This is a genomic window from Arthrobacter oryzae, assembly GCF_030812315.1.
In the GTDB taxonomy this organism is placed as follows: domain Bacteria; phylum Actinomycetota; class Actinomycetes; order Actinomycetales; family Micrococcaceae; genus Arthrobacter; species Arthrobacter oryzae_B.
Map to the genome: position 1 here is coordinate 1 of NZ_JAUSSM010000025.1, position 26,399 is coordinate 26,399.

Genomic DNA, 26,399 nt, shown 5'->3' on the forward strand with positions numbered 1-26,399 from the left:
GGAATGTCCGCCCCCGACGTGCCCGTAGCCGCGCCGCCACAGCCACTCAAAGCCAACAGGACAACAAGCCCCGCAGCCGCCGTCTGGATCTTATTCATCGTCTTCATGATGCTTCCCTTCAAGGGTTCAGGTGAAAGTTCTAGGTGGTGGATTATTCGTGCAGTCCGGCGAGTCTGCTGCCGAATTTGGCCAGGAGGGAGGTTTTGGTGGAGTCCCTGCGTTCTTCCCACTGGTCGGCAAGTCCGAAGAGCCGGTACATGCCGTGGACACCGAGCCATCGGATGGGTTCAGGTTCCCATTTGCGTGCGCGGTAGCCGACCCAGGGAAGCGTCGTCCGTTCGGTTTCCTGTCCGAAGGCCAGTTCCACGAGGGTTCGGCCACCGACGTAGGCTGCCGTGACACCGTGTCCCGCATAGCCGGTAGAAGATCCGATCCCGGACGCTGGATCCCAGTGCACACCGCCGTTCCAGTCGCGGGTGACGCCGAGGACTCCGGACCAGGCGTGGTCTACTTCGAAATGGATACCGGGGAAGAAGGAGCGAAGCTTTGTAGAGATCAGGTCAACGGTGGACTGAGCAGTTGAACCGGTGCCTCCTGTGCCGGAGCCGTAGCGGTAGGGGACTCCACGGCCCCCCATGGTGATACGGCCGTCCGATGTTCGCTGCGAATAGATGAAAGTGTGTGCGGAGTCGCTGAGGCACTGGAGCCCGTTCCATCCGATCTGCTGCCATGCCTCTTCTGACAGCGGTTTGGTCACGATCATGGAGGAATTGATCGGTATCAGGGTCCTTTTGCCAAGCAGCTGTCCCGAATAGCCCTCCGTGCAGATGAACGTCTTGGCCGCGGATACGCGTCCGTTGGCCAGAGTGAGGATCTTGCCGTCGACAATGTCCACACGGCTGCCCTCGTAGATTTTCACCCCCATGGAGGTCAGGGTGTCGGCGAGGCCGTAGACAAGCTTCGCGGGGTGGAACCGCGCGCAATGCTTGTAGAAGAGCCCGCCGTGGACGGTGGAGATGTTGATTTTGCTCTGGAACTCATCCCGGTCAAGCAAATGGACATCGTCTTCGGTCAGCCCGTACTTCCAGTCGGTGTCACGCCTCGTCACGAGCCGGCCATGCCCCGCCTTGGTGTGGGCAGCGACGAGCGCGCCGCCCTTGTGCTGATCCGCATTGATGCCCTCGGCCTGGAGAATATTCAGGACGGAATCGACGCCGGCAACAAACTCCTGCTGCAAGGCCCGGCTCGCGTCCAGCCCTCTGCCGGAGGCGCGGGCGAAGGTGGCCCGGTTTCCCGGGGGCATTGCTGAGAGCCAGCCGCCGTTGCGTCCGGAGGCGCCGTAGCCTATCTGTTCTGCCTCAAATACCGCGACCGAGAGTGATGGGTCGAGTTTCTTGGCGAAGTACGCGGCCCACAGGCCTGTGTAGCCGCCGCCGATAATTGCCAGGTCTACAGAGTCCTGACCGGTGAAGCGGGGGTAGGTTGGCCTGTTGTCCGCGAGCCCGGCCATCCAGAAGCCAAGTTCTCCGTTTCGGGGTGTTGCCGCAAGGGCTGTCATGAGTTGTCCTTCGTTGTGGGAACCGGTTTGGTGTTCAGGCCGCGGTGTATCCGCCGTCGACGGGGAGGACCGCTCCGGTGATGTAGGACGATTCCGAGGACGCCATGAAAAGAATGGCGTCGGCGATCTCGTCGGGAGTGGCCAGGCGCTGGAGCGGAATTTGCCCCTCGCGCTGGGCGCGGTAGGCCTCGGGGTCTGCCCTGCGCTGGAACGATGCTTCAATGACCGGGGTGGCGGTCAGCCCTGGTGCGACGACGTTGACGCGAATATTGCGCGGGGCCCATTCGATCGCAGCGCCCTTGGCCAGCATGATGAGGCCACCTTTAGCCGCCGAATACAGGACTTCCTCGGGCTTGCCGACCATGCCCAGCCGGGAACTGACGAGGACGAACGAGCCACCCGCTGCCGGCATCAGCGGAGCGAAGTGCTTCATCACCAGGAAGGCGCTGAGCAGGTTGCTGTGGAGCACGTTTTTCGCATCCTCATAGGCCATTTCCGTCAGCGGGCCGCTGACCTGCAGGCCGTGGTTGAGGACGACGACGTCGACGGTGCCGAAGGATTCGGCGGCCTGGCGGGCGAGGCTTTCGACGAACGCCTCGTCGTTGAGGTCCCCGGGGACGTACAGGTCCTCGGGCTGGGCGCTTTCGCGTTGCTCCCTGCGGCCGGTGAGCAGCAGACGGGCACCTTCGCTGCGGAAGTGGGAACATATGGCCTCCCCGATTCCGCTGTTGGCGCCGGTGACCAGGGCCGTGGTCTTATCAAGTCTCATGTCAGTCACTCCATCGTGAGGTAGGTTGCGTGGATTGTGGGCTGGAGGACGGAAGTCCCGTCCGGGGCGATCAGTTCGGGTCGGTCAGTTGAGGAATCCGCGGGCATCCACCGGCCATCGTTCCAGCGTCGTGCCCGTGCTGTCGGTGACGATGTATTCCTCGAAGTTGACCACCACCGGGCAGACGTGGTTGGGGACCACCGGGAGCACTGTCCCGACGGCCGGGCGGAAGTCTCCGGAGGGCAGGGGGAGGAATCCGTGGTATTCGTTGAGCTTGGACAGGACGGCGGTGGTGCCGGCAATGCTGCCGTAGCCGATCTGGGGGCTGCCTTCACGGCCGAGGGCTTTAGTGCCGATATCGAGGATGACCTGGTCTGGAACCCAGTCGCTGACCACTGTGCCGGCGACGAACAGGGCGATCTGATCCTCCGTGCAGGCGCCGAGCCTGGTGTTGTTCAGGTCGTTGAACACGTACTCGCCGGGTCTGATCTCGGTGATGACGCTGCTGGTGGCGAACTCTACGGTGGGTGTGGAGCCGGCGCTGACTACCTCTGGAGTGATCCCGGCTGCGTTGAGGCTGCGCACCGCGGTGGTGAGCGCGGCATCCTGGTCATCCGCGGCACGCTTGCGTGCGTCCGGACCTGCGCTACCGTGACCCGGATAGGTGAAGACGCCCACCGGGACCAGGCCGCGCTTGCGCGCGGCGAGGGCGAGGTTACCCGCAGCCTCGGCAGGAGCCCCGGAACGACGGGCACCGCAGTCGACCTCAATGACGACCTGCAGGCGGTCAGGCTCTGAGCCCATCGCGTCGGCGAGGGCGTTGATCGCCGCGACGTTATCGACGCCGACCCGGAGCCGGGTGCTTTCGGTCAGTTTGCGGATGCGCATCCCTTTCGTTCCCGAGGGCCAGATCGGGTAGGCGAGGAAGATGTCGTCGAACCCGGCCGCGGCGAAGACCTCGGCCTCCCCGACGTTGCCTGCAGTGATTCCGATTGCCCCGGCCTTGACCTGGCGCCGGCCGATTTCGACGCACTTGTGCGTCTTGACATGTGGCCGAACGTCCAGGTTGTGCCGGGCGGCGAAGGCCTGCATGCGGTCGATGTTGTCCTGCATTACGTCGGCCAGCACGATCGGTGCGGGGGTGTCGATTCGCTCGAGGAGACCCTCCAGTGCTCGTTGAATGCGGTTCACGCTGTACTCCTCATGATTCTTTTGTATGGATGATCGAGGGGCAGCGGTGCTGGCTTTCCTCGAATGCTGAATGTGCGGGACCCGCATCAGCGGGTCCCGCACACCACCGCCGTCGTGCCCGTGGCTAAACGGCCGTGCAGATCATCTGGATCTCTACCGGAGTGTTCAGCGGCAGCCCGGCCACACCGATCGCGGTCCGGGCGTGCCGCCCGTTCTCACCCAACACCTCGATGAGCAATTCACTGGCCGCGTTCGCGACCCGTGACTGCAGACCGAAGTCCGGCCCACTGGCCACGAAGACCAGCATCTGCACGATCCGGACCCGGTCCAGATCGCCCACCGCCTGCACAGCGGCAGCGAGGCAGTTCAGCGCGCAATGGCGAGCGAGCTCCCGCGCTGTCTCCAGCTCGACATCCCGGCCAACAACGCCCTGGCCCAGCAGCACGCCGTCCTTGTAAGGCAGCTGGCCCGAGATATGGATGCTGGAATCCACAGCCCGGTGGTCCACGTAGTACGGGTTATCCGCGAGGACCGGTAGCTCCAGGCCGAGCGCCTCGAGCCGATCCAAAGCCGAGTCGCCCTTTACGGTTTGAGCTAGTGGCAGACTCATCTGTACTCGGGCCTCTGTTAGGAGCCAGCGGGACGAGGCAGGCCGAAGAGGACTGGGAGGTCGGCGATGTCGGTGATCCGCTCGTAGCCGAGCCAGTGCTCGTCCTGCTCGAAGCCGCGGTCCACGTACACCTTGTTCTTGATGCCGAGGATGGCCGCGGAGCGCAGGTCGTACATCGGGCTCGCGGAGACGTGCACGATCTCATCCGGTGTCACGCCGAGCTTCTCGAACATGTACTCGAACGCACCGAGCCGCGGCTTGTAGGTGCCCATCTCCTCTGCGCTGATGATGAGCTCGAAGGGGGCCTTGAGGTTCGCTGCGAGGCGCGCAGCATCAGCGGTGTCGCTGTTCGTGATGATGACCAGCGGGACTTCCTCAGCCAGGCGGTTCAGTGCATCGGTGACACCCGGGTACGGGCCCCAGGTCGGAACAATCTCGTAGACTGCCTGAGCATCGGCTTCACGGTACTCAATGCCGAGTTTGCGCGAGGCTCGTTCCATTGAGTTGGCGACGATCTCGCGGAACGGCTTGTATTCACCCATGCATTCGTCGATGCGGTATGCCTTGCAGGCCGCCAGGTACTCCTCGGCGAGCTCGGCCGGAAGACGGTCGCCCAGGACCTCACGCAGCGCGTCGCTGATAGCGAACTTGATCAGCGTTCCGTTCATGTCGAACGTAACGAACTTCGGCTTGGTTTCGAATTCGAATGCCATGTGATCCTCCAACTAGATGACGCTTCGTCGATTGTCGACGACGCTGTGACGTGCTGTCGATTGTCGACGATACTCCGGTATGGGGTAGCTTGTCAACGAATTTTGGGATATCGAAACCCCAGGATCCCGACGGCTTCGGACGCGCACAAGCTGGCAGGAATCCGCCGTGTGCGGGTGTTCAGCCGCGTCATCGTGGACTTGATGTCCTGAAACACCCCGGCGACGCACTGCCCGTGCCACCGCCTGAAAACGCCCCCACAGTTTGGCGGCTGCCCCGGATGCCGGGGTAAATCCCTCACCACCGCATCCCCGCCCATGTATGGAACCAGTCCCAGTGCCCCCCATGACGCATAAAATTCCCGTCTTTCGCCGGCTTAGCAATCCGTGCCCAGCCATGGTGCTCATTGTGATTCCAGTGCCGGGTGTTCCAGGGTGAGCCGTTCGGGTAAAAAGCTTGTCCCTTCAGTGGCCAGTTGCCCGGCTGATGCGCAAAGCCGGACCGAAAACTGCGCTTCCCCTCGGCTTCGCCCTGCAGTCCCTCGGCTTCGCTTCCCTCGCGACGTTGGCGGTATTTCCTCCGCCCGGCGGCCGCCCCATGTTGCCGGCCCTGTTGCTGATCACCGGTCTCGCCCTCGGGAACATGTGCGTGATGCCGACGGCCATGGGGCTGGTGATGGAGTTCGCCGCCGGCCGTCCAGCCGGCGCATATTTCGGGTTGCTCGCCAGCGCAGGAGGGCTGGCCGTCGTCTTGGCAACGCCGCCCTGGCACCCCTCCATGAACTCGCCTACACGCCAGCAATCACTGCGTTCGCTCCCTGGCTCCTCCTGTCCCTTTTAGGGGCGACAGCGGCAGTATTCATTCGCCGGTTCGTCCCCAGCGGTGTAACCAACGTCCGTCAGCAGAGGAAACGTCAAACCGCGTAACCCCACCTCCCTATGCCTGGCGATGGGACGCGTTATGGGATCCGGGCACGGATTCTAGCGTCGAGATTCCTTTGCTGAGAGCCAGACGTTTGAGATCCCGAACAACTGCTTCTATCGCGGCGGCCCGGGTGGCAGGTTGTCTGCTGCTTGTACGTTTCCCCTCAACGCGCTGTGGTTTTGGTGAACTGTGAAAAGGGATGTCGCCATGCTTTGGGGGAAGGTCATGGGAGAAGGGGTCGTGGAACACCATCTCAGGCCCGCGCGGGGACGGGGCTTCGCCAGGAAATATGGCGCCAGTCATCCCAGGGCGACCACTTTGTCGCATTTACTTTGCCTTTCTCACGCCCCATCTGGACGCTCACGACGGCGGCGCCGGACGTCCCCTGCTGCGGCACCTTTGGTGACGTGGCCGGTTCGGTGGGCGCCGGCGTCGGACTTTCAATTCCATCCGCCGTCACGACGCACAGTTGAGACCGGCGCCAAATTGCTGGCGCCGGTCTCAAGGACGGTTGACCGCTATGCAGTGGCGCGCCGCGCCACGTTGTAGAAGCGGATGTTCTCGTATTCTTCGAGGCCTTCTGCGCTTCCTTCGCGTCCGAGGCCTGACTGCTTGATGCCTCCGAACGGGGCGCCGGCGTTGGACGGTATGCCTTGGTTGATGCCCACGATTCCGGTTTCGAGGCGGTCCGCGACGTTGAGGGCGCGGTCAAGGTTTTCGGTGAAGACGTAGCCGGCGAGGCCGAATTCTGTTGCGTTGGCCCGGGTGACCGCTTCGTCTTCTGAGCTGAACCGCTGGATCGCGGCGATGGGACCGAAAATCTCGGACTGGGCAACGTCGGAATCTTCGGTGACGTGGTCGAGGACGGTCGGGGCGAAGAAGTTGCCTGGCGAGTCGTATCCGTGGCCGCCGGTCAGCAGGCTAGCGCCCAGCCTCACGGCGTTGTCGGTGTAGGCCTGCATCTGGGCTACTGCACGGTCATCGATTAGTGCACCCAGTCCGGTCTGCTTTCCGAGGCCGCTTCCGACAGCGACCTGGGCGAAGCGTTCGGTCAGCGCGGCGACGAAGTCATCCGCTATCCCGTCCTGGACGTAAATGCGGTTGGCCCCAATGCAGGACTGTCCGCCGTTGCGCAGCTTCGCCGCAAACGTTCCTTCCACGGCCCGCTGAAGATCAGCGTCGTCGAAGACGATGAGCGGCGCGTTACCGCCGAGCTCCATCGAGCTGCGGAGCACATTCCGGGAGGCAAGTTTAAGGAGCTGCCGGCCCACCGGCGTTGACCCGGTGAACGAAACCTTCCGAACCCTCGGGTCAAGCAGGACGGCTTCGCTGAAGGCCCCTGACTTCGAGGTGGTGATCACCTGGATCAGTTCTTCGGGCACCCCGGCCTCAATGGCGAGCTGGACGGCAAAGTACGTCGTCAGGGGAGTAAGGGTCGCAGGCTTGATGACGACGGGGCATCCCGCCGCCAACGCCGGGGCGATTTTCCGGGTGGCCATGGCCAGCGGGAAGTTCCAGGGCGTGATCAGTACCGCCAGACCCACGGGGGAGCGGCGGGTCAGCAGGCTCGCAGCGCCGTCCGGGGTGTCCCGGAAGTTCCCTGCGGGGCGCACTGCCTCTTCGGCGTACCAGCGAACGAAGTCGGTGCCGTACTTGACCTCGCCGCGGGCTTCGGCCAGGGGCTTGCCCATTTCGCGCGAGATCAGGTGGGCGAGATCTTCGGTGTGGGCGACGAGCTTGTTATACCAGGCATGCAGCACGTCCGCGCGCTGACGAAGGGTGCTGTTTGACCAGTCAGCTCCTGCCGCGTCCGCCTTGCCAACAGCTTTCAGTGCAGCCTCAACATCAGCGTCGGGCACGTGGGCGATGGTCTCGGCCGTGGCAGGGTCCTGGACCGCGATGCCGTCGCTTGGCAGCTTGATGGATTGGATGACGGCGTCCGCGTGCCGGAGACTGTCAGCGTCCGCCGTAATCAGCGGCGAAGCGACGTTCGTTGTAAGGGTCATCGGTTCTCTCTTTCGGTAATGGCTTGCTCAATGGCGGTGATGAACAGGTTCAGTTCCTGAGGATCCCAACACCAAGGTCGATGATGAGCTGCCAAGGAACTGCCGCACGATGGCAGGGAATTCCGGCATAGTCTCAAATGTAGCCACGCCATTAAGTGAATAAAAGCGAATGTTTTCGACACTTATGTGTAAGGACCGATTACAGGTTCGAGTTTTGCCGAAATGCTCGGACAATGGCGTCCCGCACGGCCACGAGCGCCACGCTGTGTTCGGAGCCTGCCCTAACCAGATAGTGGATGCTTCGCTGCTGATCCGAGGGCAGCCAGGAACTCGGCACCACGTCACTTCCCGCCTCGCGCACCACCATGTCCGGCAGAAATGCTGCCGCCAGCCCGTGTTCGACCATCCTGAGGTGAAACAGCAGGTCCGATGAGACGTGTGCGATAACGGGCTCGATTCCTCGCTCCCGGCATACGCGCAGGGCCCACTGGGTGGACGCCGCGCTGAGGGGTTCCACCACCCAGCGCGCGTTGCGGAGCTGAGCGAAGTCCTCAAAGGTCACGCCATGGGGCAGGTACAAACGAACGGGGTCCTGACCGATAACGGTGGTGTGGATACCGCCGTCGGGAGCCCCCTGCGTGCCGGGAAAAGCGTCCGTAACCACGGCATCAACCTGTCGTGACATGAGCTGCATAACAGCAGTTTCGGGTTCCTCGCGACGCAGACGCACGTCCAGGCCCGGAAAGTTTCGGGCCAATTCAGCCATAGCGGTAGGCATGACGCTGCGACTGATGGTTGCGAACGCAGCGACAGTAACCACGCCTTGGGCCCGCTGGTGTGAGGTGGCCAAATCAGACTCCGCACGCTCAATGGCGGCTAGGATCGCTTCCGTGTTCCGCACCAGCTCCTCGCCGGCCGGTGTAAGTTTGACGTTCCGGCCGACTTTCTCCAGCAGGATCACACCGGTTTCCTTCTCCAGGACTCCCAGCTGCTGCGAGATGGCGGAATGGCTGTACGCGAGTTCCCGCGCTGCGGCGCTCATGCTGCCGTGCAGTTTGACTTCCCTCAGCAGCGTGAGGCGGTGAACATCCAGCATGCGCTCTTCTTGTCCTTGATACTGCCTGTGTCGGTGATGTGCGGGAGTCCAGAGTCCTTGAGTGTTCTAGGGGACAGTGTTCCGCGGATCAAGGAGTTCGGCAAGGTGAAGGCTCTTGCGCTCCGGTTCCAGTTGCTTGACCTGCATCGCACAGCTGAAGCCGTCGGCCAGGACCGGGGTGTCCTGGGCGGTTCGGGCGAGGGCCGGAGCCAGCGCCTGTTCCGCCACCTTCATGGAAATGTCGTAGTGGTTGGCCTCGAAGCCGAAGTTCCCGGCGACTCCGCAGCAGCCGGTTGCCTCGGTGACATTGGCGACGCCCAAGGCGGCCAGTGCCTTGCGCTGGACTGTGGCGCCGAAGGTCGAGTACTCGTGGCAGTGGGTCTGCACAGTCACGTCCTGGGGTACGGCCGGTGGCGCCCAACCTGCATCGACCCATTCCTTCACGGCTTCGGCGAAGCTGCGGATCCGGTGGGACACGCGTTCGGCGGCCTCGGTGCCGAGCAGTTCCGGCGCGTCCTTCTTTAAGGCGGCGGCGCAGCTAGGTTCGATAACGACGATCGGTGCATCGGTGCCGTCATCAAGCTTCGCTACGGCCTTACTCATGAGCTTCTTTGCAGTGTCGAGTTGACCCGTGGAGATCCAAGTCAGGCCGCAGCAGGCGTCGGATTCGCAACCAACGGTGCGTCCGGTGCTTTCCATGACCCGGGCTGCTGCGCCGGCCACTTCAGGTCTGAAGCCTTTGGTGAACGAGTCAACAAACAACACGGTGTCGGCTGTCCTGGCAGTGGCGCTGTACGGGGCGAGGGCGTCGCGAAGCATCTTCCGGGAAGCGAACTTCGGCATCTTTCTCTTGGTGGTGAGGCCACCGGCAGCGGCCACGACGTTCCCGAGCGGGCTGGCCAGCACCAGGTTCACCAACGGGCTGATCAGCGTGGTGAGTTTGAGCCATCGTGGCAACCAGCCAAGGGAGAAATGCGACATGGGCCGCAGTCTTCCCTCGTAGTAGTGCGAGAAGAACTCCGACTTGTAGCTGGCCATGTCCACGCCTGCGGGACAGTCGTTGGAGCAGGCCTTGCAGGCCAGGCACAGGTCCAATGCCTCGCGGACATCTTCGGACTTCCAGCCTTCGTCGACGGTCCGGGCACCCCGGACCATGTCCTGGAGCACCCTGGACCGTCCACGCGTTGAGTCCTTCTCGTCCCCTGTGGCGCGGAAGCTCGGGCACATCACCCCACCGGAGTCTGAACGGCACCTACCGACGCCGATGCAGGCCTGGACGGCATGGACCCAGGGGTCGGCTCCGGCCGCGGCGGCCTCGACGGGCCGGAGCTCGAAGTGCGTTCTCCACTCACGCTCGGGCACCCCCTCGAGTGCCAGGCTGGCGTCAAACGGATCCGGATCGGTGATGGAACCCGGATTCAGGATCCCTGCCTCATCCCAAAGCCTGCGGTATTCCTCGAACGCGGCGAGCATGCCGGCGGAATACATCTGGGAAAGCAGTGCTGAGCGGGCACGTCCGTCGCCGTGTTCTCCGGAAAGGGAACCTCCGTGGCGGACAACAAGTTCGGCGGCGGCCTGCGTGAACTTGCGGAACACGCTGCGGCCTTCTTCCGTGCGAAGGTCGTAGGTGATGCGGATGTGCATGCATCCCGCTCCAAAGTGTCCGTACATGATCCCGGTCAGCTCATATTCATCCAGGAGCGTTCGGAAGTCGGCCAGGTAGGCTGCAAGGTTCTGCGGGGCGACGGCGGAGTCCTCCCAGCCGGGCAGGGATTCCCCGCCACTGGCGGGCCTTGACGACAGGCCTGCGCCGTCTTCCCGTACCCGCCACAACGTAGCGCGTTCAGTGGAGTCCGGAACGGCGCATCCATCGACCAGTCGGCCGTTCGCAGCGAGCCGTTCGAGCAGCAAGGCGGCCTGGCGGGCCACTTCGTCCGGGTCGTCGCCGTCGAGGTCCACGTACAGGAACGCCTTACCCCGGGGAAGCCCCAGGACGGAGTCGTCCCCGCGGCGCAGCCGCATGGTATCTACGATGGCCTCATCGATGCCTTCGACCGCTGCCGGTGAGAAGTCAAGGATGGTCTCGATGTCCTTGGCGGCATCGACGACGTCGGCGTAGCCGAGGCAGACCAGCAGTGCACTGGATGGCTTGGGGACAAGTTTCATCCGGGCGCGGACGACGACGGCGCAGGTTCCTTCGGTGCCGACCAGTGCCCTGGCAACGTTGAAGCCGTTTTCCGGCAGCAGATTGGCAAGGTGGTAGCCGGAAACCTGGCGCTGGATGCGGCCAAGTTCACGACGAAAAGCAGCCAGGTTGCCCTGGGCCAGCTTTTTGAAGTCCTCGCCCAGCTGGAACGCGCGGGAAACGGAGTAAGCGTCGGACGGATGGGTGGCCCGGACGCCCTTGTCTGATGCGGTAAGGAGGGCGCCATCGGAGGTGACTACGTCGATCTCGTGGACGTGATCGGAAGTCCGTCCATAACGGACCGAGTGATTGCCGCAGGCGTCATTGCCGATGGCGCCACCGATGGTGGCACGGTTTTTTGAGGACGGATCGGGGGCGAAAGTGAGGCTTCCGTCAGTTGCGCGTTCGGTCTCACGGGTGAGCTGGGCAAGCACAACGCCGGCTTCGACGTCTGCCGTTCCTGCCGCCTCATCGATGGTGATGATCCGGTTCATGTGCCGGGAGAAGTCCAGCACGATTCCGGGGCCGATGGCGTTTCCAGCCATGGACGTCCCCCCGCCCCGGCTTATCAGGGCTGTGTCGGTTTCGCGGCACAACGCCATGACGGCAACGACGTCGTCGACGCTGCACGGAAACACCACACCAACAGGCGGGATCCGGTAATTGGACGCATCGTAGGAGTATGCGGCCAGCCGGTGACCCGAGGCTTCCACGGGCACACCCGCGGCCTGAAGCCTTTCCAGGATCGGTGCATGTTCCGGGGCGGTGAACTTTGAATGCATGGTGTGCTTTCCACTGGGTTTTTCATGGAATGGTCTTGATGAAAATCGGGAAGCCATTGACGGGGGACCGCCGGCGGGACCGCCGCCGATCCTCGGGATCCGTTGGCTGCGCCGACCTAGTGCTCCTGGGAGGTTTCTTCCCGGATTCTGGTGCTCAGGAACGCCTCGGCGTCGTTCAAGTGGGCCTCCCACAGCTTCAAGGCTTCGTCCGGGACGCCGGCGACCAGGGCATTCAGAAGCACGGTATGTTCATCGTGCAGCGTGGACACCTGGAGGTAGCGGGGGCGAAGGAGCGCCATCAGGAGGCGGATCTCTGTGGAAATCGTCTGGAAGAGCCTGCTCAGCCGTGGCGAGTCCGCAGCTGCCACGACTGCCGTATGGAAGCCCATGTCAGCTTGTGCCGCAGTTTCCCAATCCTGATCATCCCTGACCTCTGAAAACCTCGCCAGGGAATCCCTGATCGGCTCCGTATCTGCGCCCTGACAGACCGAACGGACCGCCTCGAATTCGATGAGTCTACGCACGCGAAAGATGTCTGCGACGTCCTGGACGGAGAAGCGGCGCACCCTTGCGCTTCGCCCGGTTTCACGCTCCAGGAAGCCGGCCGCGATGAGACCCTGTACCGCAACGCGGGCAGTGGGCCTCGCCACGCCCAACGTCTCGGCTACGTGGCTGTCCTTTATTTGTGCCCCTGCTGAGTAGTCGCCGGCCAGGAGGCTTCGTTCAAGCCGGGTACGAACAGCGTCGGCGACTGTCACGGCTTCATTGATCGTCACCCTAAAACTGTATAACAGCTATACAGTTTGCGCGAACGGTGGCGAAACTTAAGGTAATTCTGGATACAGGCCAAAAAACGCAAGGGAGCGGCGGCTGGTGCAGCCGCAGCTCCCTTGCGTATCAGGTCCGCAGAGTCGGGGACGGGCCAGCGTCTATCCGCTGACGCCGGTGAGTTCGTTGGGGGTGATGTCCAGGGTGCCGGTGCTGATGACCTTTCCGGCTTCGAAATCCACGGCGTGGATGGTCTTGGTGGACGGGTCCGTGATGTAGGCGGTGTGGTTGTTGACGAAAATGGTGGGCCGGGCTTCCTGCCACTGCAGCGGCTCTTCCCACGGCGCAACAACCGGGATGCTCTTGGTCACGGACGCGGTTTCCGGATCGATCACGTGCAGGGCCCCGTCAGTGCCAAGCACCAGCGCTTCCCCGTGCGGGCCGCGGGCCAGTGAGCGGAAGCTGTAGCTGGTCCCCAGGTCCACCAGGGTCAGCTGCTTGGTTTTGGTATTGATCAGGGAAATTTGCTCCGGGCGCTCGAGTTCGGCGTCCTTCTCCTGCTTGTAGTCGCCCAGGGTCACCGGGGATTCCTCGGAACCGGCCTGGTTTCCGATGCGGCCGTACTCGGTGGGGCTCTCCAGCTTGGTGATCCCGCCGTTGGAGTAGATCAGGACGCCGGTCTGGCAGCCGATGACCACGGCTTCGTCGGCTGCGGCGGCTTCGCCGTGCACACCGGGGCAGTCCTCATTGCGGGTAATCTCTCTGCCGTCCTTGTCGAAAACAATGATGCCGGGGCGTTCCTTGTCATTCCCCAGGGTGAGCACAAGTTCGCCGTTGGCGAGTTCAACGGCCACCCCGTGGTGGGCTTCCGCGGCCTTGTGGGTCTCCGTCTTGGGCTGCCCGTCTGCCAGATCGTCCGATTCGAAGACGGTGACCTCGCCGGTCCCGTCGCTGAAGAGGATGGTCTTGCCGTGGTGGCGGACGACGTGTCCTGGCTTGCTCGCGGGGAAGAAGATATTGGTCATGGCGGGGTCCTGCGCGTAATGCTTGTCGCCCTCGCTCCATACGCCGGTGTCCAGCACCTTGAAGCCTTCGGCAGTAGCAATGACGACGTGGCGCCCATCGCCGGCTGCGTTCACCCGGTTGAAGCCTTCCATTGGGAAGTCCCCGAGGACCTCGAAGGAGGCGGCATCGAGGACCTTGATGCCGCCGTCGTAGGTAGTGACGATGCGGGTCATCGCTTCGGTAGCGGTGGAGGCGTTGGCCGCTTCCGCGCCGGCGGTGCCGCTGCCGGCGGGAGTGGCGTTAGCGCCGCAGCCCGTGAGCATCAGGCCAGTGACGGCCAGGGCCGTGAGCAGGCGGGCGGGAATGGTGCGGTGATTCATGGGTGCTTCCTTCTGTTGAGGGATGATGAGTGATGGCTCAGGACAATGCGCGGGTGATGCGCTCGGTGTTGGAGCGCATCATTTCCAGGTAGGTGTGCGCACCGGACCCTTCTGTCCCCAGGGATTCGGTGAACAGCGGGACCACGGCGATGTCCTGCCCGGCCTCGGCGGCGAGCACCTGGGCCAGGCGCTCCGGCTGGGAGGAGTCCGCGAAGATCGCCACCACGCCCGCGGTCCGGATCTTGCCGGTGAGGTCGTTCAGGTCCGCCGAACTGGGCGAGGCCAGGGTGGTTCCACTGGGAATGACCGCGCCGATGAGCTCGAAGCCGAACCGCTGCGCCAGGTACCCGAAGACATGGTGGTTGGTGATGAGCTTGCGCCTGCCGGCGTCGATGGCGGCGAAATTTTCCTCCATGGAGGCAACAAGTTTGTCCAGCTCCGCCTTGTAGCTGGCCGCCTGGGAGCGCACCACCGTGCTGTCCACTCCGTCCACGTGTTCCACAACGCTTTCTGCGATCGCGTCGGCGGCGAGCTCCACGCGGGAGGGGTCGGTCCAGAAGTGCGGGTCGGCGGCGTCGTCGCCGTCGTGGCTGAACTTCAAGGGCTCGACGGCGTCCATCGCCGCCAGGGTGGGGACCCCTTCTGCCGCGGCAGCCTCCACATGGTTGAGGATGCCCTCTTCCAGGCCGGCTCCATTGTGGATAACAAGATCCGCGTTCTCGATGACCGCAGCCTGCTTGGCTGAGATACCGAAGGAGTGCGGATCGGCATTGGATTCCATCAGCACCACGACGTCGGCCTCCCCGCCCACCAGGTTCCGGGTGATGTCGCCGAGAATGTTGGTGGTGACGACGACGGTGGGCCGCTCGGCGGCCACTGCCGAACACCCGCTCAGCGCGAGTCCGAGAGTCAGGAGGGCCACGGCCACCTTTGCTGTTGAGCCGCGCTTCACTGCCCGGTCTCCAGCACGATGTCGGCGGCCGGTACGTCGAAGGTCCGGGCAACCCGGAGACCGTCCGCGTAGTCGATTTCGCGGACAGTTGAACCGGCAGGATCGCTGAGGTAGGCACGCCCGGCGTCGATGCGGAGCTGCGGCAGGGTGCTCGCCTGCGCCGAAACGGGAGCGATCATGGGCGCTTGTGCGGTCACTTCGCCGGAGGACGGATTCAGGGTCATCAGGGAGCCGTCGACGCCGAGGGCCAGCACCCGCTTGCTGTCGCCGACGGCAGAGGCGGCGGCTACCGGAACGGGGGTCTTCAGGTACTTCCAGGAACGTTTGGACACGTTCAGGTGCCAGACGCCGCCGTCGCCCGCCGGTGCGGAGAGTTCGTTGGAGCCCTTGCGGTGCTCGAGTCGTGTTGCGGGGGGAATTCCGGCGGCGTCAGCCGGATAGGGGATCTTCTCGGCGGCGAACTGGCCGCCATCCTCGGTAATGAGCAGGGCCCCGTCCGTGCAGGCCAGCACCACACCCACCCGGGTGGCGGCATGGGAGGAGGGACCGGCGCACGGCTGTTCACTGAGCACCGTGTGGTCCCCGGCGTCGCGGACCTCCACCGCTCCGGGAGCGGTGCCGTCGCCGGCCGTGCTGGCGATGAAGTGACCTTCGTAGGGGATTACCATGCCCTGATGCGGCGTGCTGGTGATTCGCGCGGATTCGACGACCTTGCGTGCGTCCAGGTCTTGGTGCTTGTAGATGGATGCGTAACCGCCGGATTCGGAGAACACCGCTATGGAACTGCCGTCCCCGGCGACGACGCCCGCGTCCGGAATAGTGATGTCGCCGACCGGACCAGGCGTTGAGCTGTAGTAGTGCACGTGGTCACCATGGTCCACTGTCCATGCACCGGTATCGAACACCTTGACGCCATCCTGTGTGGTGACCAGGGCGTAGCGGCCATCCTGCTGGACAGCGTCGACGGGTCCGAACGTGCCGGCGTCGGTCGTCTCGTCCGTCAGGAGGGAGAGCAGCTGCGATGCCCCGGTCTCCCGGTCGAAAGTGAGCAGACCGTTCTGCGGCTCGGGATTCTCCTGTGCGCCGGCGACGTAGCCATGCGGTGTAGCGTCCGCGCCCGGGGCGGTCTGGTTGCCGGTGCCGGATGCCGCGCAGGCGGAAAGCAGCAACGGGAAGCCAAGCAGGAGGAGAGGGAGTTTAGGGATGGTGCGCTGCACTGGAAATCGGTTCCATTTCTAGCTCGGGGACGGGCGTGTAGGTTGGTTCAGGATTCACGGCGGCGGGGGCCGGCGTGACCGTGGCGCCGCGGACCAGGGAGCGCGCCAGGGCGGAGACGAAGTAGGAGAGGGCAGCAACGAGGGCGATGGTGGCACCGGCGGCGGTGGACGCATGCCACGAGACCCAGAGCCCGGTGATGACGCTGGCCACGCCTATCAGGGCGCCGAGGACCATGACCGTCCGGATTGACTTCGCCCAGACCAGGGCAGCAGCGGGCGGGGCAATAAGCAGTCCGAAAACCAGGAGGGTTCCCACTACCTGGAACGAGGCCGCGACGGTAAGGGTGATTAGGCACAGCAGGACAAAGTGGGTCAGCCGGGGCCGGAAGCCAAGCGTCGCCGCCTTCTGCTGGTTGAACGCTGCCGCCATGAAGGCGCGGTGGAAGAGGGCGGCGGCTGTGAGGACCACAATTCCGACGCCGGACAGCATCAGGATGTCGTCTGTCCCGACGGCGAGGACATCACCGAAGAGCGTGCCAGTGAGGTCCACTGCAAACGAGCCTGAGGCCGAAACGATGATCACGCCGAGTGAGAGCATGACGACGAACAGAAGCCCGATCGCGGTGTCCTGAGAAACCCGCCGGTTCCTGGTGATGGCTGAAACTCCGGCCGCAGTCGCCGCCGCACTGATTGCCGCCCCGATGATGAGGTTCCCGCCCAGCAGCGACGCGATGGCGATGCCAGGCAGCAGACCGTGGGACATTGCGTCGCCAAGGAAGGCCATTCCGCGCACCACCACCCAGGTTCCGACGACAGCGCAGAAGACAGCGACAAGCCCGCCGCCGAGCACAGCGCGCTGGACAAACGAAGCGTTCAGGGGATCTAGTAACCATTCCATCGCGGTTCATCGTACTATAGAGAATGAGAATAGTTCGCAATAAAGGATGTGGAATGTCAGCCGTGATCTTCAACAGTGTTGGGTACGACTATCCCGACAGGCCGGTGTTGGCGGATATTTCGGTAGCCTTTGCGTCCGGAACGCATACTGTTTTGACGGGGAAAAATGGTTCAGGGAAGTCGACGCTGCTCGCCCTAGCCGCGGGAGTGCTGCAACCGCTGCATGGAAGCGTGTCCCTTACTTCCAGCCGACGCCCTGCTTTTGTCCTCCAGCACACATCGACACCGGAAACCATGCCCTGCACGGTCCGCCAGGCCGTGGAGATGGGCAGGTGGCCGCACCGGCGCGGTCTGTTGCCGCTCAGGTCAGTGGACCGGCAGGTGGTCTCCGCAGCGATGCAGAGGATGGGGATCGGCGACCTCGCGGCTCGGCAGCTTAGGGAACTCTCCGGCGGTCAGCAGCAGCGGACGCTCATAGCGCAGGGCATGGCACAGGAATCGGACGTCTTGATCCTGGATGAGCCCACCGCCGGACTGGACAAGGCGGCCCACCGGCTGATCCGGACAGTGATTGAAGAAGAGCTGCGGCGCGGAGTAACGGTTCTCGAGTCGAGTCATGACCCTGGCGACATCGAACGCGCCGAACGGGTTATCACGCTGGAGAACGGCCGCATCAGCTCCGACACCCTGCGCCGCTAACCCTCACCCCGAACTTCCACAAGTTGGGTCAACGGGCCTCGCCGGCCGGTCACCTCGCAAGGTGGCCGGCCGCCGTCGTTCAATCAGGAGCGCTAGGCGACGGACGGTGTGATCCGGCAGCGTGCGTAAAAGGGGCCCCGCGTCCCAAGCAGCCGCTCAGCTGCCAACAGGACGCGGGGAATAGCACGCAGAGGATCGCGCCCTCCGGCGCCCCCACAGGCGCGAATTACCAGCCGCGCTCGGCGAGGCGGTGTGGCTGCGGGATTTCGTCGACGTTGATGCCGACCATGGCTTCGCCCAGGCCGCGGGAGGCCTTGGCGATCACGTCGGGGTCATCGAAGAAGGTGGTGGCCTTCACGACGGCGGCGGCGCGCTGTGCCGGGTTGCCGGACTTGAAGATGCCCGAGCCGACGAACACGCCGTCAGCACCGAGCTGCATCATCATCGCGGCGTCAGCCGGAGTGGCGATGCCGCCGGCGGTGAACAGCACGACGGGGAGCTTGCCCGTGGTCGCGATTTCCTTGACCAGGTCGTACGGTGCCTGCAGTTCCTTGGCCGCGACGTACAGCTCGTCCTCGGGCAGGGCTGCGAGCTTGAGGATCTCGGCGCGGATCTGGCGCATGTGGGTGGTGGCGTTGGAGACATCGCCGGTGCCGGCCTCGCCCTTGGACCGGATCATGGCCGCGCCCTCGTTGATGCGGCGCAGGGCCTCACCGAGGTTGGTGGCACCGCACACGAACGGAACGGTGAAGTTCCACTTGTCGATGTGGTTGGTGTAGTCGGCCGGGGTCAGGACCTCGGACTCGTCGATGTAGTCCACGCCGAGGGACTGCAGGACCTGGGCTTCGACGAAGTGGCCGATCCGGGCCTTGGCCATGACCGGTACGGACACGGCTTCGATGATCTTGTCGATCATGTCCGGATCGGACATGCGCGACACGCCGCCCTGGGCCCGGATATCGGCCGGAACACGTTCCAGCGCCATGACGGCCACGGCACCGGCGTCTTCGGCGATGCGGGCCTGTTCGACGTTGACGACGTCCATGATGACGCCGCCCTTGAGCATCTCTGCCATGCCGCGCTTCACGCGGTTGCTGCCCGTAGTGGAAATACTGTCGTTCAAGATTCTCCTAGTGCTGATCCAGCAGGGGTGCCTTCCAACTGGAAGGCACCCCTGCTGGGCAGTCGTCGTCGGAATTTAGGCCGAGCCCTCGAAGCCAGATTCTTAGCGCAGTGCCCTGAAGGCGCGGCCCATTCCCTCGAGCAGACGGTCGGCGTCATCACTGGAGAAAGGCATTGGGGGGCGGAGTTTGAGGACGTTGCCCTGGGCGCCGCAGGCCGAGATGAGAATCCGGTCCTCCCGGAGGGTGTTCACGATGCCGGCGGCCGCCTCCCCATTAGGTGCGAGTGTGGACCGGTCAGTGACGAGGTCGACACCGATGAAGAAGCCGCTTCCGCGGACTTCTGCGACCTGGTCCAGGCCCTGGCTGAGGTCCTTGAGCCCGGTGATGATCTTTTCGCCGACCTTGCGGGCGTTTTCTATGAGTGATTCGTCGCGGATCACGTCCAGGACGGCCTGGGCAGCGGCGATGGCTACGGAATTCCCGCCGAAGGTGTTGAAGTAGCGGATGTTCTTGCCGAACTCCACCAGCAGTTCGGGCTTGAAGATGGCTGCCGCGACGGGGATGCCGTTGCCCATGGGTTTGCCGATGGTGACCATGTCCGGGACGATTCCGTGGCGCTGGAAACCCCACCATTCCTCGCCCGTGCGGCCGAAGCCGGGCTGGACTTCATCTGCGATGTACAGGCCGCCGGCAGCGTGAACCTCTTCGATGATCGGGCGCAGGAAGCCTGTTGGGCCAGCGAAGACACCGTCGGAGGAGAAGATGCTGTCGGCGATGAAGGCCGCCACTCCGATGCCGTGGCGGTGCAGGTCGGCGATGGCGGCCCGCACCTGGTTCCGCAGGTGATCCTCCAGGGATGCTCGATCCGATGAGTACCGCAGGGCGTCCGGGGCGTCGATGACCCGCACGTTCGCTCCCAGGGGCACACCCGCGCCCAGGGACGGCGAGAAGGACGCTACTTCGGTTGTCAGGCCGTGGTAGGCGCCGGAGGTGACGATGATGCCCTGGTTTCCGGTGGCGTATTTTGCCACGCGCATCGCGAGGTCGTTGGCTTCGGACCCGGTGCAGGTGAACATGACGTGGCCAAGCTCGGCGGGGAACGTGGAGAGGAGCTGCTCCGAGTAGTCGAGGATGGATTCCTGGACGTAGCGGGTGTTGGTGTTCAGCGTCTGCATCTGCTCGTGGACAGCCGCGATGACCCGCGGGTGGGCGTGGCCGACAGAGGGGACGTTGTTGTAAACGTCGAGGTAGTCATTTCCGTCGCGGTCAAACAACGTGACGCCCTTGCCGCGAACGATTTCAAGCGGGGTGTCGTAGAAGAGCCGGTATCCGGGTCCGAGGCTCTGGTCCCGGCGTTGGATGCTCTTCTGCATCTGGTCCGGGAGCTCGCTAAGGCGGTTGGGATCAAAGCCGTTGATCATGGCCCGGGACGGCTTGCGGATGGTTTGGGGAGTGGTGCTCATGATGTCTCCTTGATGGCTAGTGCGTCTGGTTCAGGGTGTGACGTGGTTTACGGCGCGAAAGGCAGTCTGTGGTGCCGGGGCGGCGGCTGTGGAGGCGAGCCGGTCCCAGTCCGGTTCGGAGTGGGAGAGCAGATAATCGCGCCTTTGAGGTAATTGGCTTGCCCGCCACTGCGTAATTAGGGCCCGCAGGAGCAGTCGGGCCTGGGCTGAGATGATCAGGGCCTCCAACTCCTGAACGGGAAGCGGACGGATGCTCAAATATCCATCCATGACGTGCAGTGCGTGCTCCCAAGGGCTGCACGGGTCTGCTCCCAGCAGGTTGGCCATGGTGACGCTGAGGTCGAAGATCACTGGAGTCCGCACGACGTCTCCGAAGTCGATGATCCCGGCCACGTAGGCCGGCCTGTCCGGGTCGACAAGGACGTTGAATGGACTGAAATCCCCGTGCACGACTTGAGAGGTTAGGGAACCCAGAAGCGGAACCACCTTCTCGTCGAACCGGTCAAAAATGTCCTCGGCCAGGGAGCGTTTGTGCTCATCGACATATTCAAGCAGGGGCCGCATCCGGTGAAAGTGCTTCAGGTCCCATAGGAGCAACCGGTCGGCACGAGGATGATCGAAGTCCTGCAGAGCAAGGCCCACACGCGCAAGGCTCGAACCTACCAACTGAAGCTGGCCAGCTGACGCCTCATGATTGGCCAGCAAGTCTCCAGGCATGAAGCGCATCACCCGAAGCACCCGGTCAAAGGGTCCAACAGGCGCCGGCAGGACGACTTGTGGCTCTCCGTCAAGGCTCCTGACAAGACGCTGGACCGGAAGTTCAGGGGCAGTCGCCTCCAAATGCTCCATGCATGCCGTCTGAAGCTGGACGATCACCGGATCCTCATCCGGTGGTGACACCTTCACCAGATAGGTTTCTTCGCCGTCCCGGAGCCGGAAAGTCTCGTCCTTCTCCGTGGGAATCCGGACAAGCGTCCCCTTCAGGCCATAGGACTGTTCAAGAAGCTCCAAGACAGTCGAGTCAGCGAGCTGAGACTGCTTTGCCAGGAGTCCACTCTCCGACGCCACGGCGTCGATAAATTCGGAGTCGGTACTGACATTCATGTCTAGGCTCCTGCCGCTAAGTTGGGGAATTCAATAATTAGGCGTTTAGGTTGTCGCCGTTGAAACCAGCTTCGACGTGATTCACGGCGGTTGTACGCTATGAGGGCGATGTTCACCTGTTCAGCTGTTCAACAGTTCTACGTGAAAGAGTATGCCATGATGTCGGCGAATTCCGCAAGGAGATTTATCAACTGTTCAACTGTTGACAGTTTGCTCAATATCGTCCTAGAGTCGACGCATTGGGCTGTTGCCGGGTCTTCCGAACCAAAAAGGAAGCCCGTGGAGCTCAGTCACCCGTAAGCAGAAGGCCGGTATGCGGTCTCTCAAAATCTCAAGGAACGGACGAATCATGGCAGAATCCAACCGGCCGAAGTACATCTCTTTTGATATCTACGGCACACTGATCAACTGGGATACTGATTCCACTACCCGCCGGCTGCTCGCGGGCCGTCTGCCTGAAGAGCAGTGGCCTGCGTTCAAGAAGGTGTTCCGCGGGTACCGGTTCGACGAGGTCCTTGGCGACTACAAGCCCTACGAGGAGATCCTTCAGAATTCCTTTGACCGGGTATGCAAGTTCTTTGGCATCGGGCCGACCCCTGGTGCGGGCGCAGAGTTCGCTGACGCTGTACGCAGCTTTGGTGCCCACGATGACGTGCCGGCCCCGCTGAAACTCATGGGCGACAACTACAAGCTGGTGGCTCTGTCCAACGCCGACGACAGCTTCCTCGAGATCAGCATTCCCAAGCTCGGCGCTGACTTCCACGCTGTGTTGACTGCTGAGCAGGCCCAGGCCTACAAGCCGCGTTACCAGGCGTTCGAGTACATGCTCGATACCCTGAAGGCCAAGCCGGGGGACTTCCTGCACATCGCCTCTCACACACGCTACGACATGCATCCGATGCACGACATGGGCTTCCGCAACCTCTGGGTGCTGGACCGTGGCTATGACCCCATCACCGGGGGCTACGACTACAACACCGTTAAGTCCCTGGACGAGGTCAACAAGCACCTCGGTCTCTAAACCGACGTCGAAGCGGAAGGTCAACCCGTGAAACTTAACCCCTATTGGCTGGACACTGCCGAACCATCCGGGGACTACCGGCGCACTCCGGTTCCCGAGAACGTCGATGTGGCAATCATCGGCGCCGGCTTCACCGGACTCTCCGCGGCCCTGGAATTTGCCCAGCAGGGCGCCAGCGTTGCCGTTTTCGAACGCCACACCGTTGGGTGGGGCGCGTCGGGCCGTAACGGGGGAATGGCGACGACCGGGTTGGCCATCGGTTTCAGCACGGCGGTGAAGCGCTACGGCGCCGCGCGTGCCGTGGAGTTGTTCCGTGAATACAACGACGCCATCGACAGCATCGAGAAGCTGGTGCATGACAATGGCATCGAGTGTGACTACAAGCGGGACGGAAAGCTCTCGCTGGCTTTCCACAAGTCCCACTACGAGGGCTTCCTGAGGTCGCAGGAGAAGATGGCCGCCCTGGCCGACCACCATGTCACCGTTATCCCGAAGTCCGAGATCCACAGTGAAATCGGCACGGACTTCTACCAGGGGGCCATGCTTGACCCACTGGGAGCAGGGCTGCATGTGGGCAAGTTTGTGCATGGGTTGGGCGGGGCGGCTGTTGCCGCCGGGGCTGATATCTGCGAGGAAGCCGGTGTCACGGAGCTGAAGAAGGTTTCCGGCACGTTGCATGACGTGCACACCCCCCGGGGCATCACCCGCGCCAAGCAGGTCCTGGTGGCCACCAGCGGCTACACCGGCAACGTCACCCCGTGGCTCCAGCGCCGGGTGATTCCGGTGGGCAGCTTCATCATCTGCACCGAGCCGCTGCCCGAAGACGTGGTCAACCGGATCCTGCCGAACAGGCGCATGGCGTCGGACAGCAAGATGCTGACCTACTACTTCCGGATCACCCCGGACAACCGTCTGCTCTTCGGCGGCCGGGCCCGCTTTGCCCTGTCCAGCCCGGACTCGGACGTCAAGAGCGCCGAAATCCTGCGCAAGGCCATGCTCGAGCTCTTCCCGTACCTCTCCAACGCCAAGGTGGACTACATCTGGGGCGGCCTGGTGGACCTTTCGATGGACCAGATGGTCCACGCCGGTATCCACGACGGACTCTACTACTCCCTGGCTTACAGCGGACACGGTGTGCAGATGGCAGCTCACATGGGCAAGCGGATGGCGCACTATATGGCCGGCGACAAGTCAGCGAACGTGTGGGAAGGCCTGAAGAATCCGCCCGTGCCGGGCCACTTCGGCCCGCCTTGGTTCCTGCCCTTCATTGGTGGAGCCGCAAAAATCATCGACCGCCTCAGCTAGGCCCGCAGTTCGACGGCGGTGGATGTCCAGCGGGCGATCGCGCACATCCACCGCCACCTGCAGCGCGAGGACTGGCCGTTGCGCTCACGCAGGGAGGCCCTTGAAATGGCTGCCCGCCTGCTGGGCGAGCAGTCCGTGCGCTTTACGAGGATCATCGCGTCCGAAAGCAGCAAGACCATCATCGAAGCCGAACGTGAGGTGCGGCGCTGCGCCGAAACCCTGCGGCTCTCCGCCGCGGCCTCCGAAGAGCTCGCGGGGGAGACCCTGGGTTCTGAGGACAGTATGGCCGGTGCCGGCAAGATTGGCTGGTACAGCCGGAAACCGGTGGGCATCGTCGCGGCAATCACTCCCTTCAACGACCCCCTGAACCTCGTGGCTCACAAACTGGGCCCTGCCCTCATCGGAGGCAACGGCGTCGTGCTCAAGCCTTCCACGCGCACGCCGCTGACCGGGCTGGCCCTTGTCCAGCTGCTGCTCGAAGCGGGCGTCCCATCGGGACGGATCGCCGCGATCGTGTCCGGCCCCGGCGTTTCCGAAGCGCTGGTCACGGACCCCCGGGTGGATCTGATCTCCTTCACCGGCGGCCCGCAAACGGCGGAACGCATCGCCGCCGCGGCAGGTGCCAAGAAGATCATCTCCGAGCCCGGCGGGAACAACGCCACGATTGTCTTCGCGGACGCGGACGCGGAAGCCACGGCGAAGGCCATCGTGGCCGCAGCGTTCGGTGTTGCAGGCCAGAACTGCCTGTCCGTGCAGCGCGTCTACGCCCACACTTCCCTGTTCGAGGAGGTACTGGAGCACGTCACCGCTGGCACCAGGGCGCTGCGGACCGGGCCCAAGCTTGACCGGGGTACCGACGTCGGCCCGCTGATTTCCGAGGCGGAGGCCTGGCGGGTTGAGGAATGGGTGGAAGAAGCCAAAGCGGCCGGCGCCACCGTCCACGCCGGCGGGACCCGCCGGAACGCGTACTACGAGCCGACCGTCCTGACCGATGTGCCCTCTGAGTGCCGGGTGATCCGGGATGAGGTGTTCGGGCCGGTGGTCAGCATCCTGCCGTTCATCGAGGTCCGGGACGCGGTGTTTGCAGCGAACAACACCGAATTCGACCTCCAGGCCGGGGTCTTCACCCAGTCCATTGATTTGGCCATGGCTGTAGCGGAGAAACTGCATGTCGGCGCTGTGATGATCAATGAGACCAGCGACGTCCGAATCGACTCGATGCCGTTTGGCGGCTTCAACAAATCCGGGGTGGGACGCGAAGGCGTCCGGCACGCGGTCCGCGAGATGATCGAACCCAAGAACACCATCATCAACCTTGGCGAGTCAAAGGCCCGCTGGCAGGTCCTGGGCGGCCGGCCGGAGCGGACAGCATGAGCACCCACGCCATAACCGCCCACTGCATATCGCTGTGATCGCCGGCGACGGGATCGGGCCCACTTTGTCGCAGCACTTGATGCTTCCCGCCAGGGCAGGCTGACATCCGCGACAGGAGCAACGGCATCATCCATACCGTGCCGTTCTGGGACGAGGTGGTTGAGGATACCGTCCGGCAGTAGCCCTGCGTAACCGTGACCCACGAGTTGGTGGACGCGTTGGCTGCGCATCGGCCTTACGTGCTGGTCACGGCACCTCCGACGTCGGGGGGACCCCTCTATGTCGGAGTTCACCGCAGCCGTCCTGGCCCACCATCGACACCCTTCCCCGGTAGCGGGATGAGGACCGGCGGCTTGGGAGGCCGGATGCCGATTTTTGGATGGCCTGCAGCTCGCCTAGCCTGCTTGATGCCTCTGCGCGATAATCTCCCGGATCGATTCCCGATATTGGATGATCGTGTCTGAGATAACCTTCTCCGCCAGGACGGGGTCACGCGAATCAAGCGCGTCAACGATGTTTTGGTGCTCAGTTTCGAGTGTATCTGGGTCCTCGTACTCGTGATGTTCGATGGAAAGCACAAACATGAAGTACCTCAGTTCGGTCACCAATTGCTGATAGAAGGTCCTCATCTTCTGACTTCCGAGGAGTCCGACTATCGCGCTGTGAACCGCAAGATCCTTCTCGACAATCTTGAATGGATCTCCACTCTTCAAAACTGTCCGGAACTCCTCCATGGCTGCATGAACTTCGTCCATTGAGGTGCTTTCGGAGATGCTCCGTGCGGCTATGGTCTCCAAATGGTAGCGCGCGTTGTAAGCGTCCATGATTTCGGCGTCAGTGGGATCCCAAACGATAGCGCCCTGATTTGCTCGATGGCGAATGAGGCCGCCGGCCTGAACAATGCGAACGGCTTCCCGAACAGTGTTCCTGGAAAGTCCCAGGTTGTCGGCAATGAGACTCTCCCTGACGCGTTCGCCTGGCTTGAGTCCTCCGCTCAGGATCATGGCTGTGAGACCATCTGCGACCTGTTGCACCGTAGATGAATGGACTATCTTGATCTGCTCAACCATGCCTTCATCGTACAGGGCTAATCAACTGTAGGGCTGTAGACCACTCGACGCTATTTGTGGCGCCTCAATCCCTCTGAAACTTCTTATAGAACAGCCATGGATCCGATGCTGCCCAGGCCGATGATGGCGAGTTTTCCGTTCATGGTTAGAGGACCTGTTCGAGGAAGGCCTGGGTGCGGGCTTCTTTG

At 63.2% G+C, this 26,399-nt stretch carries 22 protein-coding genes; 5 read left to right on the forward strand and 17 right to left on the reverse strand.

Features of this window, described 5'->3' with window-relative positions:
* Positions 1 to 151 precede the first annotated feature (151 nt).
* From J2S97_RS23510 to J2S97_RS23530, 5 genes are all read right to left on the reverse strand, one after another.
* Positions 152 to 1,558 (reverse strand): NAD(P)/FAD-dependent oxidoreductase, encoded by a 1,407-nt coding sequence (locus J2S97_RS23510; RefSeq protein ID WP_307052343.1) that lies wholly within the window; start codon positions 1,556 to 1,558, stop codon positions 152 to 154.
* A 34-nt stretch (positions 1,559 to 1,592) separates the two neighbouring features.
* On the reverse strand, positions 1,593 to 2,327 hold the full coding sequence (locus tag J2S97_RS23515) for an SDR family NAD(P)-dependent oxidoreductase (RefSeq protein WP_307052344.1): 735 nt from the start codon (positions 2,325 to 2,327) through the stop codon (positions 1,593 to 1,595).
* Positions 2,328 to 2,411: 84 nt separating this feature from the next.
* Positions 2,412 to 3,518, reverse strand: a complete 1,107-nt coding sequence (locus J2S97_RS23520) for an alanine racemase (protein ID WP_307052345.1) — start codon at positions 3,516 to 3,518, stop codon at positions 2,412 to 2,414.
* A 124-nt stretch (positions 3,519 to 3,642) separates the two neighbouring features.
* The gene (locus J2S97_RS23525) at positions 3,643 to 4,128 is read right to left on the reverse strand and encodes a RidA family protein (protein WP_307052346.1); all 486 of its coding nucleotides are present in this window, start codon (positions 4,126 to 4,128) and stop codon (positions 3,643 to 3,645) included.
* Between the two features lie 17 nt (positions 4,129 to 4,145).
* Positions 4,146 to 4,841, reverse strand: a complete 696-nt coding sequence (locus tag J2S97_RS23530; protein WP_307052347.1) for a haloacid dehalogenase type II — start codon at positions 4,839 to 4,841, stop codon at positions 4,146 to 4,148.
* Positions 4,842 to 5,295: 454 nt separating this feature from the next.
* Here J2S97_RS23530 and J2S97_RS23535 point away from each other — a divergent pair, with 454 nt between their 5' ends.
* Positions 5,296 to 5,679 carry a hypothetical protein gene (locus J2S97_RS23535; RefSeq protein WP_307052348.1) on the forward strand — a complete coding sequence of 128 codons (384 nt, stop codon included), beginning with the start codon at positions 5,296 to 5,298 and terminating at the stop codon, positions 5,677 to 5,679.
* Between the two features lie 602 nt (positions 5,680 to 6,281).
* Here J2S97_RS23535 and J2S97_RS23540 read toward each other — a convergent pair.
* The 8 genes from J2S97_RS23540 to aztB form a co-directional block, all read right to left on the reverse strand.
* Positions 6,282 to 7,769 carry an NAD-dependent succinate-semialdehyde dehydrogenase gene (locus J2S97_RS23540; RefSeq protein ID WP_307052349.1) on the reverse strand — a complete coding sequence of 496 codons (1,488 nt, stop codon included), beginning with the start codon at positions 7,767 to 7,769 and terminating at the stop codon, positions 6,282 to 6,284.
* A gap of 199 nt (positions 7,770 to 7,968) precedes the next feature.
* Positions 7,969 to 8,865 (reverse strand): LysR family transcriptional regulator, encoded by an 897-nt coding sequence (locus tag J2S97_RS23545; protein WP_307052350.1) that lies wholly within the window; start codon positions 8,863 to 8,865, stop codon positions 7,969 to 7,971.
* 66 nt (positions 8,866 to 8,931) lie between these two features.
* Complete coding sequence (locus tag J2S97_RS23550; RefSeq protein WP_307052351.1) at positions 8,932 to 11,832, reverse strand: FAD-binding and (Fe-S)-binding domain-containing protein; 2,901 nt, start codon at positions 11,830 to 11,832, stop codon at positions 8,932 to 8,934.
* Between the two features lie 116 nt (positions 11,833 to 11,948).
* On the reverse strand, positions 11,949 to 12,608 hold the full coding sequence (locus J2S97_RS23555) for a GntR family transcriptional regulator (protein ID WP_307052352.1): 660 nt from the start codon (positions 12,606 to 12,608) through the stop codon (positions 11,949 to 11,951).
* A gap of 153 nt (positions 12,609 to 12,761) precedes the next feature.
* A complete protein-coding gene (gene aztD, locus J2S97_RS23560) occupies positions 12,762 to 13,985 on the reverse strand; it encodes a zinc metallochaperone AztD (RefSeq protein ID WP_307052353.1) in 1,224 nt (407 codons plus the stop codon).
* A gap of 37 nt (positions 13,986 to 14,022) precedes the next feature.
* Entirely contained in the window at positions 14,023 to 14,937 is a 915-nt protein-coding gene (gene aztC, locus J2S97_RS23565; protein ID WP_307052354.1) for a zinc ABC transporter substrate-binding protein AztC, read from the reverse strand.
* Entirely contained in the window at positions 14,934 to 16,154 is a 1,221-nt protein-coding gene (locus tag J2S97_RS23570; RefSeq protein ID WP_307052355.1) for a hypothetical protein, read from the reverse strand. The genes aztC and J2S97_RS23570 overlap by 4 nt, the downstream gene beginning before the upstream one ends.
* Positions 16,135 to 17,052, reverse strand: a complete 918-nt coding sequence (gene aztB, locus J2S97_RS23575; RefSeq protein WP_307052356.1) for a zinc ABC transporter permease AztB — start codon at positions 17,050 to 17,052, stop codon at positions 16,135 to 16,137. Before aztB ends, J2S97_RS23570 begins: the two co-directional genes overlap by 20 nt.
* A gap of 53 nt (positions 17,053 to 17,105) precedes the next feature.
* On the opposite strand from aztB, the gene aztA reads away from it, so the two are divergent.
* On the forward strand, positions 17,106 to 17,750 hold the full coding sequence (gene aztA, locus J2S97_RS23580) for a zinc ABC transporter ATP-binding protein AztA (protein WP_307052357.1): 645 nt from the start codon (positions 17,106 to 17,108) through the stop codon (positions 17,748 to 17,750).
* Positions 17,751 to 17,976: 226 nt separating this feature from the next.
* Here aztA and pdxS read toward each other — a convergent pair whose 3' ends face one another.
* From pdxS to J2S97_RS23595, 3 genes are all read right to left on the reverse strand, one after another.
* The gene (gene pdxS, locus J2S97_RS23585; RefSeq protein ID WP_373460649.1) at positions 17,977 to 18,873 is read right to left on the reverse strand and encodes a pyridoxal 5'-phosphate synthase lyase subunit PdxS; all 897 of its coding nucleotides are present in this window, start codon (positions 18,871 to 18,873) and stop codon (positions 17,977 to 17,979) included.
* Positions 18,874 to 18,975: 102 nt separating this feature from the next.
* Positions 18,976 to 20,337: an aspartate aminotransferase family protein gene (locus tag J2S97_RS23590; protein WP_307052358.1), complete on the reverse strand. Its 1,362-nt coding sequence runs from the start codon at positions 20,335 to 20,337 to the stop codon at positions 18,976 to 18,978.
* A 30-nt stretch (positions 20,338 to 20,367) separates the two neighbouring features.
* A complete protein-coding gene (locus tag J2S97_RS23595; protein ID WP_307052359.1) occupies positions 20,368 to 21,441 on the reverse strand; it encodes a phosphotransferase in 1,074 nt (357 codons plus the stop codon).
* 349 nt (positions 21,442 to 21,790) lie between these two features.
* Between J2S97_RS23595 and J2S97_RS23600 the strand changes: the two genes are divergently transcribed.
* The 3 genes from J2S97_RS23600 to J2S97_RS23610 are packed head-to-tail and all read left to right on the forward strand — an operon-like array spanning position 21,791 to position 25,141.
* Positions 21,791 to 22,462 carry a haloacid dehalogenase type II gene (locus J2S97_RS23600; protein ID WP_307052360.1) on the forward strand — a complete coding sequence of 224 codons (672 nt, stop codon included), beginning with the start codon at positions 21,791 to 21,793 and terminating at the stop codon, positions 22,460 to 22,462.
* A gap of 27 nt (positions 22,463 to 22,489) precedes the next feature.
* A complete protein-coding gene (locus tag J2S97_RS23605; RefSeq protein WP_307052361.1) occupies positions 22,490 to 23,767 on the forward strand; it encodes an NAD(P)/FAD-dependent oxidoreductase in 1,278 nt (425 codons plus the stop codon).
* A gap of 18 nt (positions 23,768 to 23,785) precedes the next feature.
* Positions 23,786 to 25,141, forward strand: coding sequence for an aldehyde dehydrogenase family protein (locus J2S97_RS23610; RefSeq protein ID WP_307052362.1), 1,356 nt, complete (start codon positions 23,786 to 23,788; stop codon positions 25,139 to 25,141).
* Positions 25,142 to 25,536: 395 nt separating this feature from the next.
* On the opposite strand, the gene J2S97_RS23615 is transcribed toward J2S97_RS23610, so the two are convergent.
* Positions 25,537 to 26,211, reverse strand: a complete 675-nt coding sequence (locus J2S97_RS23615) for a GntR family transcriptional regulator (RefSeq protein WP_307052363.1) — start codon at positions 26,209 to 26,211, stop codon at positions 25,537 to 25,539.
* Positions 26,212 to 26,399 lie beyond the last annotated feature (188 nt).